Source organism: Streptomyces sp. NPDC033177 (assembly GCF_055577715.1).
Genome location: NZ_JBVIPS010000003.1, coordinates 574593 through 591155, shown reverse-complemented (window position 1 = coordinate 591155; position 16563 = coordinate 574593). Strand labels below are relative to the sequence as shown.

Sequence of the window (16563 nt, the reverse complement as noted above, 5' to 3'; positions counted from 1 at the left end):
ATCCGAGTCTTCCTCGCGAGTTGCCCCGCCGATTGGGGCCCCGAGCTGGCTCATTCACGCTCTGTGCATCGACGCTGCCCAGCAGTACCGTCCCCGCCCATGAGGGGGATCTGGATGTACTGGGGCTACATCGCAGCGGCGGCGCTTGTCGTTGCCTGGGGCAGCGGAGCTGGCAGCGCTGTGATCGTGGTCCTCTCGCTGCTAGTCGTTGCGTACGCGACGTTTCAGCTTCCCGTGTGGTGCGGAGCAGTGAATCGCAACGGAACTTACTGCCGACGCAACGCCTCGGGAATCTTGATGGGTTGCGGTCTCCGCCAACATCGGTGGCAGAAGATGAAGATGGTCGTTCTGCGGAGCAAGGCCGGAGACGTCTCAAGGGCGGTCTTTCCGTCCGCCAAGGAGAAGTTCGGGGCGTTCATCGCCGTCGGCGGTCTCGCATCCGCCGTCGCGGCCGTGATCGTGCCAGTGATGACAGGCTGAGGTCGACTGAAGCCTCTCCCAGGTGAACCGCCTTCCGCCTTCCGCCGCCCCGAACGTCGAGCCATTTTCGAGGGCACGCGGCCTTGAAGCTCGCGAAGAACCTCGGCAACTACCGGCAGGCCCCCGCAACGGTCTGGCCGTGCAGCACCGCCGGTGTCGGGCCGTCGGGGCGGACGGTGATGCTGTGGACGGCTCCCTTCGGGGTGGAGCGGAAGCTTGGGGTGTGGGCCGGCAGGAGGAGTTCGAGGAGCGCGGTCGACTCGCGGAGGGCGAACTGCAGGCCCAGGCAGGCGCGGGGGCCGATGCCGAACGGGAAGTAGCTTCCCGGGTGGGTGGGGCGTCGCCCCGGGACCGTGAAGCGCGTCGGGTCGAAGCGGGCCGGGTCGTCCCAGAGGTCGGGGTCCCAGTGCGTGAGGTAGGGGCAGACCAGTACGTCGGTGCCGGCCTCGATCTCGTACCCAACGAGGATGTCGTCCTGTGCCGCGCTGCGCGGCAGTATCCAGGCGGAGGGGTAGAACCGCAGGGCTTCGTGGACCAGTGCCTGGATGGCCTGGCGCCGCTCGGGCGAGCCCTCGGCGCCCGCGGCGAGGGCCTGTTCCCGCGCCTCCGGGTTGCTGTCCAGGAGGAGGTAGAGCCAGGTCAGGGTCGTGGCCGTGGTCTCGTGCCCGGCGACGAGGAGGGTGACGAGCTCGTCGCGGATCAGTCCGTCGGTGTACTCGGGGCGCGTCGCGGACGCCTCCAGCAGGACGTGCAGCAGGCCGGGGCCGTCGGGGCCCGGCTCGTTGTCACGTGCGGCGGCGATGGCGCGGCTCGCCACGGCGTCGATGCGGACCAGCTCGGCGGCGACCGCTTCTTGGGCGGCGGCACTGTCGGCGGGCAGGCTGGGCAGGGCGGCCACCACGGCGGGTACGGCGGCCAGTTCACGCTCCGTCGACGGGTCGAGGGAGTGCCCGGTCAAGGAACGCCAGATGGTGTCGAGGGCGTAGCGGCGCATCTCGTCGCCCACGTCGAAGACCTCGCCGGTGCGCGCGTACTCGGCCCAGCGCGCCGCCACGGTCCGCGCGGAGTCGGTGATCCGCTGCTCGAAGCGGCGCATCCCCGGCCCGGTGAACTGGGACTGCAGCAGACGCCGTTGACGCTGCCACGCCTCGCCCGTCGCCGCCAGGACTCCGTCGCCGATCAGCAGGCGCGCCCGGTGCGAACGCTTCACGTACCGGCCCGGCTGGAGCGCGAGCACGTGCTGCACGGCGTCAGGGTCGGTGACGAGCACGGTCGGACGCGGCCCCAGCCTGAACGCGGCGACCCCGCCGAGCTGTTCGCGCGCCCGGCCGAGGAGATCGACGAGTTCCCCTCCCCCGGCCTGCCACTGGGAGACGAGGGCGGGGTCGAGCTCGGGGACGCGGCGGGTGGCCACAGGGCTGCTCCTGGTCGGCGGCTTGTATGTCGTCTTCTCGGGCGGACGGGGCGGGCGTCACGCACTGTAGGGGAGCTGACGCGGCGCACAACAGGGCGCCTGACTCACGCAGTTGGCACGCCGAAGGGGCCGGGCCGCCGGATGGCGGGCCCGGCCCCTTCGCGGAGAAGCGCTCAGACGCGGTCGGCCGCGATCAGGACGTACTGGAACGAGCCGTCCTTGTACGAGTTGATGAACGCCTCCTCGATGCCGGTGACCAGCGACGACGTGGCCCGCAACTCCCAGTAGGGCAGGGTCTCGGGTGTCAGGTCGATGACGGCCTGCGGGACGAGACGGTTGTCGGCCATGGCGCGCAGATACTCGCGGCGGGAGTGGATGTTGCACTCGAAGTGCGCGTTGATCTGGGAGACCCACTTCGAGGGCTGGCCGTACCGCGGGTTCCAGCAGCCGGTGATGGTCACATAGCGACCGCCGACCTCAAGGATCCGTGAGTGCTCGGCGAACAGGTCGTGCAGGTCGACGTACATGCTCGACTCGTTGTTCCACGAGCCCGCGGCCTGCCCGGTCTCGAAGGGCATGTCGAGCATGTTGCACACGCGGGCGCGGACGTGGTCCTCGATGCGGAGTTCTTGGGCGCGCTGGTTGGCGAAGTCGGCCTGTTTGGCGGACAGGGTGACGCCCTCGACCTTGCAGCCGAAGCGCTGGTGGGCCATCACCATCGAACCGCCCCGGCCGCAGCCGGCGTCCACGAGCGTGCCGTCGGCTCCTGGGGAGCCGAGGTTGTCCAGGAGCACTTCGGCCTGTGCCGACTCCAGGCGGTGGAGCTCGGCGATCAGCCTCTTCTCGTGCTCGCTGTCGTCGGTGTCGCCCAGGGCCTCGTGGTCGATGTCACCGATGCCGTAGTGATGGTGGTAGAGCCCGTCGACGTCGCCGAGGCGCAGGTTCACCGGCCGCGCCTCGTTGTTCCAGTAGCGCGCGATGTCGTCTTGGTAGGGCGTCGCCGGGGCGGGGACGAACGCGGAGGCACCGCTGACGGTGGAGATTTCAGTGCTGGTCACAGATGATTCCGTCCTTACCAGAAATCGGGCAGGCTGTAGCGGTAGGTGTTGGTCTGGTGCCAGTAGTGGTTGCCGTCGACCCACACGGCCACGCCCCGCAGGAAGCGCAGCACGCTGGGTGCGGGACAGGCCTCGGCCACGGCGGCGGCCTCGGCCTCGAAGTCGCGCATGAGGTCGTTGTGGACCTCGACCGCCTTGAGGTAGCCCTCCTGGTCGGAGACGTCCTCGCGGTCGGCGATCACCACGGGCAGGTTCAAGTGCCGTCCTGGACCGGCGAGTTCCTTGGTGTACGAGTACAGGTCGTTGACGATGGTGCTGGCGTTGCCGGCGAGCGCGAGGACCCGCTGCATGTCGGGCCGGGCATGCAGGTCCGCTGGCAGCTCATAGCCGCCGATGGTGTCGGTGATGGTGGGGCACGGGCGGAAGTTGTTGAACTGCCGCATCGCGAGGTACTCCCACACCTCGGGGGTGTGGTCCGTCTGGGCCCAGGCGCCCTCGGCGAGATACCCCAGGTGCAGGCGGGCCATGTCGTGCCGGTAGCGGTCGGCCTGGGAGGGGGTGGCCTGTCGGACGAAGTACTCCATCGCCGAGCGGTAGGCGCGCCGCGGGGCGTCCGCGTGGAGCGACTCCGCCCACTGTGGTTGGTACTCCTTCGGGGCGTGGAGGGGGTCGAGGGCGGTGTGTGCCAGAAGAAGGCGTCCTCCGAGGCCGATGGGCGAGCCGCCGTGGTCCTCGCAGTAGCAGTCGTCGACCGCGTTCTCGGCGACCATGAGGCGGGTGGCGACCATCAGGTGGTCGACGGTCGGGGCGTCCGGGTGGCAGGCGACCATGTAGCGCCCGACGGAGAAGCCGTCGAACTGGCCCTCCCACTCCTCGGGATACAGCTCGACCTCCTCCAGCGCCCAGTCCTTGATCCTGCGGCTGACCTCCTCCACCCGCGCCGGGTCCGGCTCCGCCACCGGGTGGTAGTAGAGGCCGGGGATCTGCAGTCTCTCCGCCGGCGCCTCGGTCTCCGGGGGTGTCGGCGGCTCCTCGCGCCGGCCCAGGTGCAGGCCCGCGGTGCCCAGGCCGCTGGGGCCGCGCAGGATGCGCTCCAGGGCCGGGCTCGCCTGTCTCACCACGTCAGCTGCCTGGGTGGCAGGGGTCCCGAGGATGGCCGCGACGGCAGGCGGGCTCGGTGGCAGAGGGGAAGACCCGGGTTCGGGCATCCGTGACTCCTTGATGGGATGAGGGGGCTTTCCCGGAGCAGGGCATGGGGGCCCGGCCCGGGGAGTTCCGGGCTGTCGTGGCCGTGCCGGGATTCCGCCGGGACCTGGTCTGCTGAGACCGGGTCTGCCAGGACCTGGCTCTGCTAGGACCTGCGGGCGATCTGCACGTTCTCCAGCACGCCGAGGGCGTTGGGCACCAGGATCGCGGCGGAGTAATAGGTGCTGACCAGGTACGAGGTGATGGCCTGCTCGTTGATGCCCATGAAGCGCACCGAGAGGCCCGGCTCGTACTCGTCCGGCAGTCCGGTCTGATGCAGACCGACGACGCCTTGGTTGTCCTCGCCGACGCGCATGGCGAGGATCGAGCTCGTCTGTTCCTTGGTGATGGGAATCTTGTTGCAGGGCAGGATGGGGACACCGCGCCAGGCCGGAACCTGCTGGCCGCCGAGGTCGACGTGATCGGGGTAGATTCCGCGGGAGTTGAGCTCGCGCCCGATCGCCGCGATCGTCCTGGGGTGGGCGAGGAGGAGCCTGGTGCCGCGGCGGCGGCAGAGCAGCTCGTCGAGGTCGTCGGGGGTCGGCGGGCCCGAGTGGGGCTGGATCCGCTGCTTGAAGTCGGCGTTCTGGAGGAGGCCGAACTCACGGTTGTTGATGAGCTCGTGCTCCTGGCGCTCGCGCAGCGCCTCGATGGTGAGCCGGAGTTGCTCCTCCATCTGGTTCATCGGGCCGTTGTAGAGGTCGGTGACCCTGGTGTGGATCCGCAGAATGGTCTGGGCTGCGGAGAGTTCGTACTCACGCGGCTTGAGTTCGTAGTCGACGAAGGCGCCGGGCAAGGCGACCTCGCCGGTGTGGCCGGCCGACATCGCGATCTCGGCCTCGCCGTGCTTGTTCTGGCGCTGCTGCGGGATTCTGCGGAACTCGTCCAGGTGGGACTGCAGGCTCGGCGCGTTGGACAGCACCGTGGCGAAGTCGGCGCGCGACAGGGTGAGCAGGGTGCCTGCGGTCTCGGCGGTCGCGGTGCAGTCCCATCTGGCATCGCTGTCCAGAAGGGCGCTTTCCCCGAACCGGTCGCCGTCGGCGAGTACGGCGACGCCGACCTCGTCCCCGTACTTGCCCACGGACTTCTGACTGATCCTGCCGTGGGCAATCAGGTGGAGTTCCTCGGCGGGGGTGCCGCGCTCGACGAGGACCTCTCCGACCCGGAAGTCGCGCTGGACGCACCGGTCGGCGATCTCGGTCAGCACCTCGACGTCGTCGAAGCCGCGCAGCAGGGCCAGTTCGCCGAGTTCCCGGGGGATCACGCGGACGTCGCCGCCGTCCTGGACGAACTCGATGCGCCCGTCTCCGACGGTGTAGCTCAGGCGGCGGTTCACTCGATAGGCGCCACCCTTGGTCTCCACCCAGGGGAGCATCCGCAGCAGCCACCGAGAGGTGATCTCCTGCATCTGCGGGGCGGACTTGGTCGTGTTGGCGAGGTTCCTGGCAGCCGCGGTACCCAGGCTGGTCTGCCGGGGCGGCTCCAGCCGTGCTTCCGGGCCGGTCTCAACGGTCATCGGGCGAGCTCTCCTTCGCGGGGGTGCTAACCGGCATAGGCGTGCCAACCGGCGAAAGTGGAAGTAGAGGCGTAATCCCAGGGATTTCGTCCAGATCCGCAGACCATTTAACGGCTCTTGCGCCCACCTCGCCCGATAAGCCCGACGGCTGCACTCGAAGCGGTGATCTTGCTCGGAACGGGGTTTATCTGAACAACCCACCGGGTTCTGGCCAGTTGGCCGGAGGATGCTCGCCCCACGTATCCACCGTCACTCCAGGGTCGTTTGATGACCCGTCAGGCCCGCCCTCCGGGGATTCGGCGACGAATGTCCTCCAGCAGGTTCCGCATCGCCCCACGGAAGATCTCGGCCTGGTGTTCGCCGAGGAAGGAGGTATGTCCGAACACCTCCAGGACCACGAGCCCATGCAGGTGCCCCCAGGCGCTCAGGAAGAGCGCGGTGGCGGCCGGAGGCAGACGCCCCCCGCCGAAGTGCGGCAGCTGTTCCAGGTGTTCCCTCAGCGCGGGCGAGAGCGCGGGGGCGTCGGCCGCGGCGAGCTGTTCCTCGCTGTACCCCGCGAACAGTTCGCGCTCGAAGATGGCGCTCATCCTGCGCGTCGCCTGGGTGGTCGTGCCCTCCGCGGGTGCCGCGTAGTCCCGCAGAGGTGTGCCGTAGAGGAGCTGGAAGTGCTCGGGGCGTGCGATGGCCCAGCGGCGGTAGCCCTCGGCCGCGACCACAAGGCGCGGCATGCCCGAACCGTCCTCCGCGGAGTCGACGGCGGCCTGTACGGCATCGGCCAGGTCGTCGTACGCCTTCGTGACGAGCGCCGTGACGAGCGCGTCCCGGCTCGGAAAGTAGTGGTAGAGCGCCTGCACGGTCATCTGGAGGCTGCGGGCGACCGCTCGCAGGGACAGGGCCGCGGGCCCGTGTTCGGTGATGTGGAGCTCGGCGGCGTCCAGGATCTCTTGTGTGGCGGCGGCACGGCGCCGCTCGCGCAGGGAGAGCGTGGCCATGGCGTCCTCCTCTGCGGGTGGGCGGTGACCGGACGTCGATCACCCGTGTGAGCGCCCGGAGTTGATGGGCGTGAGGAAAATCTAACACTGCCAAATTTCTTGCCGTCTCACTAACGTCGTTCGCGGCGACGAAGAGTGCGACACCGCACCTGTTCCGGCCGCTTCGCGTCCCCTGATGCAGGCCGCTTCGCGCCGCTTTCACCGCATGACACCAAAGGAGAGCGGACGTGTTTGAACGCATGGCCGAACTGGCGATCCGCCGGGCCCGGCTCATACTCGTCGTGGCCGTCGTCGCCATGGCCCTCATGGGTGCCTTGGGCGCCGGCGCCTTCGGCAAGCTGCTGGGAGGCGGCTACGACGACCCGAGCTCGCAGTCCACCCGGGCCGGGGAAGTCATCGACGAGAAGTTCGACGGAGAGACGAACCTCGTCCTGCTGGTCCGCGCCTCCGAAGGCCGCATCGATGCCCCGGAAGCCCGACAGAGCGGCAAGGCCCTGGTGGCCGACCTCAAGAAGGAACAGAACCTCGAGAACGTCATCTCGTACTGGGACACGGCAAGCCCCGACCTGCGCTCCAAGGACGCCCGGGAAGCCATGGTGCTCGCCCACGTGAAGGGCGACGACCTGGAGCGGGACGAGAACGCCAAGAGCGTCATCGACGCCTACGCCGGCCCGTACAAGGGCGCACTCACCGTCCAGGCGGGCGGTGGCGCCGCCGTGACCAGTGAGATGGGCACACAGTCCGGCGAAGATCTCCTGCTGGCCGAGGCCATCGCCGTGCCGCTCACCCTCGTACTCCTCCTGCTCGTCTTCGGCAGTCTGATCGCGGCCCTGCTGCCGCTGATCATCGGTCTCATCGCCATCGCGGGCACGTTCGCGGAGCTCTTCGTCCTCGGCAGCATCACCGACGTGTCCATCTTCGCCATCAACCTGACCACCGCCCTGGGACTCGGCCTCGGAATCGACTACGCCCTGCTCATGGTCAGCCGCTTCCGCGAGCAACTCGCGGCAGGGGCAAGCGTGGAGGACGCCGTCCGCCGCACGGTCAGCACTGCGGGCCGCACGGTCGCGTTCTCCGCCGCGACCGTGGCTGCCGCGCTCGGGGCCCTGCTGGTGTTCCCGCAGTACTTCCTGCGCTCGTTCGGCTACGCCGGGGTCGGTGTCGTCGCCATCGCCGCCATCAGCACCCTGTTCGTCATGCCCGCCCTCTTCGTCGTCCTGGGCCACCGGGTCAACAGCGGACGTCTGCCGTGGGCGAGGCGTGGGCGGCCCACCGGCCGCGCGCCCCTGTGGGGACGCCTCGCCGGCACCGTCATGCGACGCCCCGCGCTCACCGCGCTGCCCGTGCTCGCGGTGCTGCTCCTCGCGGCGAGCCCGCTCCTCGGCATCACCTTTGGCACACCGGACGAACGCGTGCTGCCCGAGGACGCGCAGAGCCGCCAGGTCTCGTCCGTAATGCAGGAGAAGTTCAACGGCAACGACGATGCGGCCCTGCACGTCGTCATCGACGACCCCCTGAGCAAGGCCCCGCTGAAGACGTACGCCACTGAACTGTCCGGCCTCAAGGACGTGGTCCGCGTCGAGACCAGCCAGGGCACCTACGCCGACGGACGGTCCGAGGCGGCCATAACCGGCAACAAAGCCCTGGGCCGGCCCGACGCGCAGCAGATCACCGTCGTGAGCACCTTGCCACCGAAGTCGGACGCGGCCCAGGACCTCGTGACGGAAGTGAGGTCGATCGACCCGCCCGCCGGAGCACAGCCCATGGTGGGCGGAGTCGACGCCGAACTGGTCGACTCCAAGGACTCCATCGGCAGCCGGCTTCCCCTCGCCGTGGCCCTGGTCGCCCTCACCACTTTCCTCCTGCTCTTCCTGTTCACCGGCAGCATCGTGCAGCCACTGCGGGCACTTCTCCTCAACATGATCAGCCTGGGCGCCACTCTCGGCGTGATGACGTGGATCTTCCAGGACGGCAACCTCTCCTCCCTGCTGGGCTTCACGGCGCAGCCCATGGAGGTGTCCATGACGGTGCTGATGTTCTGCATCGCCTTCGGCCTCTCGATGGACTACGAAGTGTTCGTCACCAGCCGTATCAAGGAGCTCCACGACCTGGGCGAGGACAACGAGTCCGCCGTGACCAACGGCCTGGGGCACACCGGCCGCATCGTGACCGCGGCGGCCTGCCTGCTCGCGGTGAGCTTCTTCGCCTTCGGCACGGCCAAGCTCAGCTTCATGCAGATGTTCGGCCTGGGCAGCGGCCTTGCCATCCTCATCGACGCCGTCGCCGTCCGCGGCATCCTCGTACCCGCTGCGATGCGTCTGCTCGGCCGCTCGGCCTGGTACGCACCCGGCTTCCTGCGCACGTTCCACGAACGGTTCGGCCTCAGCGAAGGGGGCCCAGCCCCCGAACCGGCTGCCGCGCCGCAGCTCGTGAACGAGTCGCCGTACGAGAAGTCGACGCAGGTCTGACCGATCGGAACGCCTCGCTCGCCCCCGGCACAGCGGTGGGCGAGCGAGGCGCGCGGGCGCGGGAGGTCAGGACAGGTAGGCCTCCACCTCGCTCACCTGCGCTGCGGGCCAGCCGGTGTTGGCCGTGACGCGCAGCCGCAGATGACGGACGTCGGGAGAGGAGGCGGGCAGCGTGATGGTCACCTGGTTGCCGCTCGCCGGGTCGAAGCGGTAGCCCTTCGAGTCGGCCAGCGTGCTGAAGCTGGTGCCGTCGGTGCTGCCCTGGACGGAGAGGGTCTGGGTCCTCGCCCCCCAGACAGCGGGCGGCGGCAGCTTCAGGACGACCCTGCGCACCGGTTCCGCCTTGCCGAGATCGACGGTGATCGACTGCGGGAAGGAGTTGTTGGTGGATTCCCAGTACGTCGCCGCGTCACCGTCGACCGCCTTGGCGGGTGTGTAGACGTCGGCAGAGCCGGTCGCGGTCGCCGGTCGGCCCTTGGCGAGGTTGCGGTCCGGGTCGGGGTCCGGGTTGCCGCCGCCGGGCTTCGGCCACGTCGAGCAGTCGTCCCAGGTGCTGTCCCAGCCGGAGTTGCCGCCGCCGTCGGTGAGGGTGAAGGTGCCGGAGCCGGTCGGGTAGGGGCAGTTGTAGATGCCGGCCGCGCCGACCCCGGTGGCCTTGACGTTCGACATCTTCACCGCGCCGGGCGTCTCGGCCTGGACGACGACCGTGCCCACCTTGTCGATGGTCGAGCGGTCGACGCTGACGTTCTTCACGGCCTTGCCGGTGCCGCTGCCCGAGACGAATTCGTACGCGCTCCAGGGGCTGTCGGTGATGGTCGTGTCGGTGATGTTCACCGTGGCCTCGATGGCGCTGTCGTATGCGTCCACGCGCAACGCCCCCATCGGGTGCTGCCAGTTGGGGTTCATCGCCCCCGTGCGTACGAGGGTGTTTCCGGAGACGGTGATGGTGCCTGCCAGCGGGAAGAACGGATCGAGGAACTTCTGGTTGGAGATGGCGATGCCGCTGCCCAGGGCGTTGGTGTCGAGGATCAGGTTGTCCTTGACGGTGATGTCGCGACCGCCGTAGATCGCGATGCCGTTGGCGAGGTTGGGCTGCGAGATGGTGTTGCCGGAGAAAGTCGAGTTGCTGTTGGTGGAGTTGAGGGACCACATGGCCAGAGCGTCGTCGCCGGTGTTGCGCAAGAAGTTGTTGCGTACGTCGACGCCCTTGGCCGTGCCGTTGAGGTTGAGGCCGTCAGCGGTCATGTCGAGGATGCGGTTCTTCTCCACGACGAGGTTGTCGTTGTTGCCGGTCAGCCAGAGACCGACCTTGAGGTGCTGGAGCCACATCCCGGAGACGGTGGAGTTCGGGCCGAGTGATCCGTTGACGAAGTTGTCCGGGTTGTCGTCGACCCGCTCGGTGACCTCGCCGATCACCGCGAAGTCGTGCAGACCCACCTTGCCGGTGGGCGCGCTCGACTGGTCGATGAAGCGTGAACCGCGCACGACTGAATGCCAGTTGCCCGCGCCGCGGATCGTGACGTTGTCGACGTTGTTGAGCGACTGGGTGAGCCTGTACTCACCCGGCGGGATCCAGACCGTGCCGCCCTTGGCCGCAGTGATGGCCTCGCGGAACGCCTGGGTGGAGTCACCCTGGCCGGTGGGATCGGCGCCCTTGTCGGTGACGGAGAGCGCGCCCGACGGCTTTGCCGCGGCCGCCGCGACCTGCTCGAAGTCGGCCACGTCGACGGTGACCTGGGTGGAGACGGCCTCCAGTTTCACCTTGTCGCCCGACTGCAGGTTCTGGCCGAGCTGCAGCCGTGCGTTGTCGAAGAGGTGGTGGGTCTTGGAGCCCGCGATCCAGGAGGTGTCGACGTAGCTGTACTTCGACGTGACGGCGAGCGTCTTGGAGATCTTCTGGCCGTTGACGTACACGGCCATCGTGCCCGACTGGCCGTCGGGCACGTTGTAGGCGACGTTGAGTGCGTTGGCCGCCTTGGGGAGGGTGAACTCCACGCTCTGGCCCGCCGCGAGCCGTACCGCCTGCCGACCCGAGGCCTCGGAGGCGACCGTGCCCTGGGTGTAGTCGGGACCGATCTTGGCGCCGTTGGTGGTCGCGCTCTCCGCCTCGACGGAGGTGAAGGGGAGGGTGGCGCCCGCGGCTGCCTCGGCGGCCTGCGCGCCGGGGGCCGCGAGGCCGGTGACGAGGGTGCCGACGAGGCCGGCGGTGGCCACGGCGGCGTACCACTTGCGCGTGGTACTCGTTCTCGTCCTTGTAGTGCTCCTGTCAGGTCTGGTCATGTGGTGGTGCACCTTCCTTGTGAGTGGGGAGGTCAGTGCTCGGTCCGGGGAGAAGGGCCCCGGGAGGGGGCCCGGGGGTTCAGATGCGCAGCCAGGCCGCCGTGTCCTGCGGCAGGCGGCCCGACTCGTCCAGCGGGCCGCTTGCCAGCAAGAGGCGTGTGTGGGCGGGGAGTTGGCGGGGTGTGGGGGCGAGGTTGACGACGCAGGCCAGGCCCGGTTCGCGTACGAAGGCCAGCACGCCGTCGTCCGTCGGCAACCAGGTCAACGGGCCGTCGCCGAAGCCGGGTTCGATGCGGCGCAGGCGCAGGGCGGTGCGGTAGAGCGTGAGCATGGAACCGGCGTCCGCCGCCTGGAGGTCGGCGGCGTATGAGGGCCAGCCGTCGGGCTGGGGGAGCCAGGGTCCTGTCATCGACCCGAAGCCCGCGTGCGGTTCGGCGGCCGTCCAGGGCAGCGGCACCCGGCAGCCGTCGCGGCCCGGGTCGGTGCCACCGGAGCGGAAGTGCATGGGGTCCTGGATGTGCTCGCGGGGGATGTCGGCCTCGGGCAGGCCCAGTTCGTCGCCCTGGTAGATGTAGACCGCGCCGGGCAGGGCGAGGGCCAGCAGGGCCGCGGCGCGGGCACGGCGGGTGCCGAGCGCCAGGTCGGTGGGGGTGCCGAACACCTTCGTGGCGAAGTCGAATCCGGTGTCCGAGCGGCCGTAGCGGGTGACCGTCCGCGTCACGTCGTGGTTGCAGAGGACCCAGGTCGCCGGGGCGCCGACCGGAGCGTGCTCGGCGAGCGTGTCCTCGATGGATGTACGCAGCTTCGCGGGGTCCCAAGGGCAGGACAGGAAGCTGAAGTTGAAGGCGGTGTGCATTTCGTCGGGGCGCAGATAGCGGGCGAAGCGCTCGGCGTCGGGGAGCCAGACCTCCCCGACGAAGACACCGTCGTACTCGTCGGCGACGGCCCGCCAGGAGCGGTAGATGTCGTGCAGTTCGTCGCGGTCGATGAAGGGATGCGGGTCGACGCCCTCGGTGAAGTCGGGCAGGGCAGGATCCTTGGCGGGCAGCGCGGCGGAGTCGATCCGTACGCCCGCCACTCCCCTGTCGAACCAGAACCGAAGGACGTCCTCGTGTTCCTGGCGCACCGCCGGGTGGGCCCAGTTGAGGTCGGGCTGCTCGGGGGCGAAGAGGTGGAGGTACCACTCGCCGTCCTCGACACGCGTCCAGGTCGATGCGGTCGCCGAGAACTGCGAGGGCCAGTCGTTGGGCGGCAGTTCGCCGTCGGCGCCGCGGCCGGGGCGGAAGTGGAAGAGCTCGCGTTCGGGCGCGCCGGGGCCCGCGGCCAGTGCCGCCTTGAACCAGACGTGCTGGTCGGAGACGTGGTTGGGGACGATGTCGACGATGGTGCGGATGCCGAGCGCGCGGGCCTCTGCGATCAGCTTCTCGGCTTCGGCGACGGTGCCGAAGGCCGGGTCGATGACACGGTAGTCGGCGACGTCGTAGCCGCCGTCGACCATGGGCGAGAGGTACCAGGGGCTGAACCACAGGGCGTCGACGCCGAGTTCGGCGAGGTAGGGCAGCTTGGCCCGGACGCCCGCGAGGTCGCCGGTGCCGTCGCCGTCACCGTCCGCGAAGCTGCGTACGTACACCTGGTAGATGGCGGCCGAGCGCCACCAGGAGGCATCGGTCGGGGAGGTGACTGCCACGTGAGGGTTCCTTTCGGGCAGGTGGGACCCCGCCGCCGTGGCTTGGAGCGGTGGCGGGGTGGGTACGTGGGACGGGCGCGGGGGTCAGCCCTTGAGGCCGCCGGCGGTCAGGCCGCTCATGATGTTGCGCTGGAAGATCAGGAAGATGATCAGGGTCGGCAGCGAGGCGATGGCCAGGGCTGCCAGGAGCCAGTTCTCGGAGACGCTGGCGGCCAGGGAGTAGATGCCGACGTTGACGGTCTGCTTGCCGGGGTCGGGCAGGGTGAGCATCGGCCAGAGGAAGTCTTTCCAGACCGCGACCACCGCGAAGATGGACACGACGCCGAGGATCGGCCGGGACAGCGGCAGGACCACCGAGCGCAGGGTGCGCATGGTCGAGGCACCGTCGATGGCGGCGGCGTCCAGGAGCTCGCGCGGGATGGAGTCGAAGAACCGTTTGAGCAGGAAGATGTTGAAGGCGTTGGTGACCGAGGGAAGCCAGATCGCCCAGGGTGAGTTGATGAGGTTGCGCTCCACGACGGGCACGTCGAGGACGGTCAGGTACTGCGGAACGACCAGGACGGTGGCCGGGATCATCAGGGTGAGCAGCATCGCTCCGAGGATCGCCTTGCCGAACACTGGCCGCAGCTTGGAGAGCGAGTAGGCGGCCGCCACGTCGAAGATCAGCTGAAAGGCGAGCGCGCCGAACGCGTAGTACAGGGTGTTGAACAGGAGTTTGGCCAGGTCCATCACGCCCCAGGCGTCCGCGTAGTTCTGCGGGTGGACGGCGTCGGGGATCAGGGTGGGCGGTGTCTGGGCGAACTCCTGCGGGGATTTGAGGCCGCTGGTGACCATCCAGTACAGGGGTCCGATGAAGACCAGGGTGAAGAGGACCGTCACCACGGTGAAGGCCGTCCAGTACAGGAACTTGCCGCGTGGGCAGGCCAGTTGGGCCGGGGAGATCAGGGTGCGTGTGCTCATGTCCGTCGTCTCCCCCGGTTAGTCTTCGCTGCCGGCGCGGCTCAGTCGCGCGTACGCCGCCGAGAATCCGGCGAGCAGTACGAGCAGGACCAGGCCGAGCGCCGCCGCGCTGCCGTAGTTGTTGAAGGTGAACGCGTACTGGTAGATGAGGTGGACGACGGTCAGGGTCGCGCCCTCGGGGCCCGCGCCGCCGGTGAGCAGGAACGGCTCCACGAACACCTGCATGGTGGCGATGATCTGCATGAGCAGCATCAGCGAGAGGATCAGCCGGGTCTGCGGGATGGTGACGTGCCAGATGCGGCGGAAGATGCCCGCGCCGTCCAGCTCGGCCGCCTCGTACAGCTCGCCGGGGATTGACTGCAGTGCGGCCAGGTAGATCAGTGTCGCGCCGCCCATGTTCATCCAGGTGGCGGCGACGACCACGGAGAGCATCGCGGTGTCGGTGTCCTGCAGCCATGCCTGCCCTGGCAGGCCCACGGCTTCCAGGATGCGGTTGAAGAGGCCGTGTCCGGGGTCGTAGAAGTACTTGAAGAGCAGCACCGATGCCACCGGCGGCAGCATCACCGGGAGATAGACGAGCAGCCTCAAGTAGCCGCGCCCGTGCCGGAATTCATTGAGTATCAGGGCGATGGCGAAGGGCACGGCGAAGCCGAGGAGCAGCGCGAGTCCGGTGAACAGGAAGGTGTTGCGCCACGCCTGCCAGAACGCCGGGTCGTTGAAGATGTAGGTGAGGTTGGACCAGCCGGCCCAGACGGTCTCGCCGTTCTCGGTCTTCTGGAAGGCCAGGATGAATTCCCTGACCATCGGATACCAGGAGAAGATCGAGAAGCACAGGAGAGCGCCGATCAGGAAGGCGTGGGCGGTGAGGTTGCGCTTCAACGCCCGGCGGAACGCGCCGTGTTCGGGGCCGGGGGCCCGGCCGTCCGCCGGGAGGGACGGCCGGGCCTTGTTCTCGGAGAGGGTGGGAGCGGACATCACTGGTTGGCCAGGACCTGGTTGACCTGCTGCTCGGCGGTCTTGAGTAGCTTGTCCGCGTCGGCGTCCTTGTTGGTGAGGACGGCCGACATCAGCGTGTCGAGGACCTTGTAGACCTCTTGCGCCTTGGGCGGCTCGGCCTTGCCCGTGACCGGCTTGTCGGTGAAGGCCTGGAAGTTCTCGACGGGCATCGTCGCGCTTTCCTCGCGGGCCTTGTCGTCCTTGGCCTTGCTGTCACCGGTCCAGAAGTTCGGCTGCGGCAGGCCGACGGGCAGGCCGTCCGCCTTCGTGCGGGCCCAGTCGAACTGGCCCTTTCCGACGCTGAGGAACTTGAAGTTGATCCACGCGATGGCGGCCTTGATCTGGTCGGGCGAGCTGCCCTTCTTGATCATGTAGTCGTTGCCGCCGAAGAGCGTGGCCTTCTGGCCGGGTATCGGACCCATCCCGAAGTCGTCGTACTTCGCGCCGAGGTTCTGCACCATGTACGTGATGTCGTCGGGCGCGGCGAGGAACATGCCGAGCTTGTCGGAGGCCATCTGCTTTTGCAGGTCGCCCCACTTGAGCAGCTGGGTCTTGCCCATGCTGTTGTCTTCCCAGCGCATGGCCTTGAGGTTGTCGACGATCTGTTTGCCGGTGTCGTTGTTGAAGGCGGCCTTGGTGCCGTCCTCGGTCACGATGTCGCCGCCGAGGCCGTAGGTGGTGGCGGTGAAGTGCCAGCCGCCGTTGTTGCCCGCGCTGTACTCGCCGAAGCCCGAGACGCCGTCGCCCAGGGCGGCGATCTTCTTGGCGGCGGAGCGGACCTCGGCCCAGGTCTGCGGAGGCGAGTTGGGGTCGAGTCCGGCCTTCTCGAAGAGCTTGCGGTTGATCAGCAGGCCCATGGTGTAGTTGCTGTAGGGCAGGCCGTAGAGCTTGTCGTCCTTCTTCAGGACGCCCAGGACGTTCGGGTCCATGTCCTTCAGCGCCGGTACGGACTTGTCGTTGACGTACGCGCTGATGTCCTGGGCCCCGTCGTTGTCCAGGACCTGCTGCAGATCGGTGAAGTAGGTGTAGAAGACGTCCGGTTGGGACTTCGCCTTCAGCATCGCCGTGAAGCGGGGAGGCTCCAGGCAGGGGTCGGTCTGCTTCCCCTCGATCGTCACGTTCGGGTACTTCTTGTTGAACGCCTTGACGTCCTCCTTCCACTGCTTGAGCTCGGCCTTCTCGGCGGCCGGCGGCATGCAGTCGATGGTGAGCGTCACCTTGGTCTTCGGGTCCAGCGGAGCCGCGGCGTTGGCCGCGTCGGCACCGTTGTCCCCGTCGGAGTCGCCGTCACTGCTGCTGCTCGTGCCGCAGGCGGCCAGGGCGGTGAGGGCGAGCGCTGAGGCTACGGCGATCGTGCCCGTACGACGGCGGACGCCGGTCGTACGGAGAGTGGTGCGGCGGCGGATACGGCGAAGTGGCATCCGGGAGCTGCTCATCGGTGGACCCCTTTGGACAGCGCCGCCTGCC

At 68.6% G+C, this 16563-nt stretch carries 12 protein-coding genes; 2 read left to right on the top strand and 10 right to left on the bottom strand.

Annotation, left to right across the window (positions count from 1 at the left end; all coding sequences use genetic code 11):
* Positions 1–99 precede the first annotated feature (99 nt).
* Positions 100–480 carry a hypothetical protein gene (locus ACZ5U5_RS13875; protein WP_469020432.1) on the top strand — a complete coding sequence of 127 codons (381 nt, stop codon included), beginning with the start codon at positions 100–102 and terminating at the stop codon, positions 478–480.
* A gap of 109 nt (positions 481–589) precedes the next feature.
* Here ACZ5U5_RS13875 and ACZ5U5_RS13870 read toward each other — a convergent pair whose 3' ends face one another.
* The 5 genes from ACZ5U5_RS13870 to ACZ5U5_RS13850 all read right to left on the bottom strand — a co-directional run bounded on the left by ACZ5U5_RS13870 (position 590) and on the right by ACZ5U5_RS13850 (position 6705).
* Positions 590–1894 (bottom strand): cytochrome P450, encoded by a 1305-nt coding sequence (locus ACZ5U5_RS13870; protein ID WP_469020430.1) that lies wholly within the window; start codon positions 1892–1894, stop codon positions 590–592.
* 173 nt (positions 1895–2067) lie between these two features.
* Entirely contained in the window at positions 2068–2952 is an 885-nt protein-coding gene (locus tag ACZ5U5_RS13865; protein ID WP_469020427.1) for a geranyl diphosphate 2-C-methyltransferase, read from the bottom strand.
* A gap of 14 nt (positions 2953–2966) precedes the next feature.
* On the bottom strand, positions 2967–4253 hold the full coding sequence (locus tag ACZ5U5_RS13860) for a family 2 encapsulin nanocompartment cargo protein terpene cyclase (RefSeq protein WP_469020880.1): 1287 nt from the start codon (positions 4251–4253) through the stop codon (positions 2967–2969).
* Between the two features lie 50 nt (positions 4254–4303).
* The gene (locus tag ACZ5U5_RS13855; RefSeq protein ID WP_469020425.1) at positions 4304–5713 is read right to left on the bottom strand and encodes a family 2B encapsulin nanocompartment shell protein; all 1410 of its coding nucleotides are present in this window, start codon (positions 5711–5713) and stop codon (positions 4304–4306) included.
* A 275-nt stretch (positions 5714–5988) separates the two neighbouring features.
* The gene (locus tag ACZ5U5_RS13850) at positions 5989–6705 is read right to left on the bottom strand and encodes a TetR/AcrR family transcriptional regulator (protein WP_469020422.1); all 717 of its coding nucleotides are present in this window, start codon (positions 6703–6705) and stop codon (positions 5989–5991) included.
* Between the two features lie 227 nt (positions 6706–6932).
* Between ACZ5U5_RS13850 and ACZ5U5_RS13845 the strand changes: the two genes are divergently transcribed.
* Positions 6933–9173: an MMPL family transporter gene (locus ACZ5U5_RS13845; protein WP_469020421.1), complete on the top strand. Its 2241-nt coding sequence runs from the start codon at positions 6933–6935 to the stop codon at positions 9171–9173.
* A 66-nt stretch (positions 9174–9239) separates the two neighbouring features.
* Here the strand turns inward: ACZ5U5_RS13845 and ACZ5U5_RS13840 are convergent, their stop codons facing one another.
* The 5 genes from ACZ5U5_RS13840 to ACZ5U5_RS13820 form a co-directional block, all read right to left on the bottom strand.
* A complete protein-coding gene (locus ACZ5U5_RS13840; RefSeq protein ID WP_469020419.1) occupies positions 9240–11453 on the bottom strand; it encodes a discoidin domain-containing protein in 2214 nt (737 codons plus the stop codon).
* Between the two features lie 79 nt (positions 11454–11532).
* Positions 11533–13140 carry a glycoside hydrolase family 13 protein gene (locus ACZ5U5_RS13835; protein WP_469020416.1) on the bottom strand — a complete coding sequence of 536 codons (1608 nt, stop codon included), beginning with the start codon at positions 13138–13140 and terminating at the stop codon, positions 11533–11535.
* An 84-nt stretch (positions 13141–13224) separates the two neighbouring features.
* The gene (locus tag ACZ5U5_RS13830; protein ID WP_469020414.1) at positions 13225–14100 is read right to left on the bottom strand and encodes a carbohydrate ABC transporter permease; all 876 of its coding nucleotides are present in this window, start codon (positions 14098–14100) and stop codon (positions 13225–13227) included.
* Between the two features lie 18 nt (positions 14101–14118).
* Positions 14119–15075 (bottom strand): carbohydrate ABC transporter permease, encoded by a 957-nt coding sequence (locus ACZ5U5_RS13825; RefSeq protein WP_469020411.1) that lies wholly within the window; start codon positions 15073–15075, stop codon positions 14119–14121.
* On the bottom strand, positions 15075–16517 hold the full coding sequence (locus tag ACZ5U5_RS13820) for an extracellular solute-binding protein (RefSeq protein WP_469020878.1): 1443 nt from the start codon (positions 16515–16517) through the stop codon (positions 15075–15077). Before ACZ5U5_RS13820 ends, ACZ5U5_RS13825 begins: the two co-directional genes overlap by 1 nt.
* Positions 16518–16563 lie beyond the last annotated feature (46 nt).

What these genes read in the sequence shown, in the direction of transcription:
- ACZ5U5_RS13840 (WP_469020419.1), bottom strand. Translation starts at nt 11,453, where the DNA reads ATGACCAGACCTGACAGGAGCACTACAAGGACGAGAACGAGTACCACG.
- ACZ5U5_RS13855 (WP_469020425.1), bottom strand. Translation starts at nt 5,713, where the DNA reads ATGACCGTTGAGACCGGCCCGGAAGCACGGCTGGAGCCGCCCCGGCAG.
- ACZ5U5_RS13850 (WP_469020422.1), bottom strand. Translation starts at nt 6,705, where the DNA reads ATGGCCACGCTCTCCCTGCGCGAGCGGCGCCGTGCCGCCGCCACACAA.
- ACZ5U5_RS13825 (WP_469020411.1), bottom strand. Translation starts at nt 15,075, where the DNA reads ATGTCCGCTCCCACCCTCTCCGAGAACAAGGCCCGGCCGTCCCTCCCG.
- ACZ5U5_RS13830 (WP_469020414.1), bottom strand. Translation starts at nt 14,100, where the DNA reads ATGAGCACACGCACCCTGATCTCCCCGGCCCAACTGGCCTGCCCACGC.
- ACZ5U5_RS13820 (WP_469020878.1), bottom strand. Translation starts at nt 16,517, where the DNA reads ATGCCACTTCGCCGTATCCGCCGCCGCACCACTCTCCGTACGACCGGC.
- ACZ5U5_RS13875 (WP_469020432.1), top strand. Translation starts at nt 100, where the DNA reads ATGAGGGGGATCTGGATGTACTGGGGCTACATCGCAGCGGCGGCGCTT.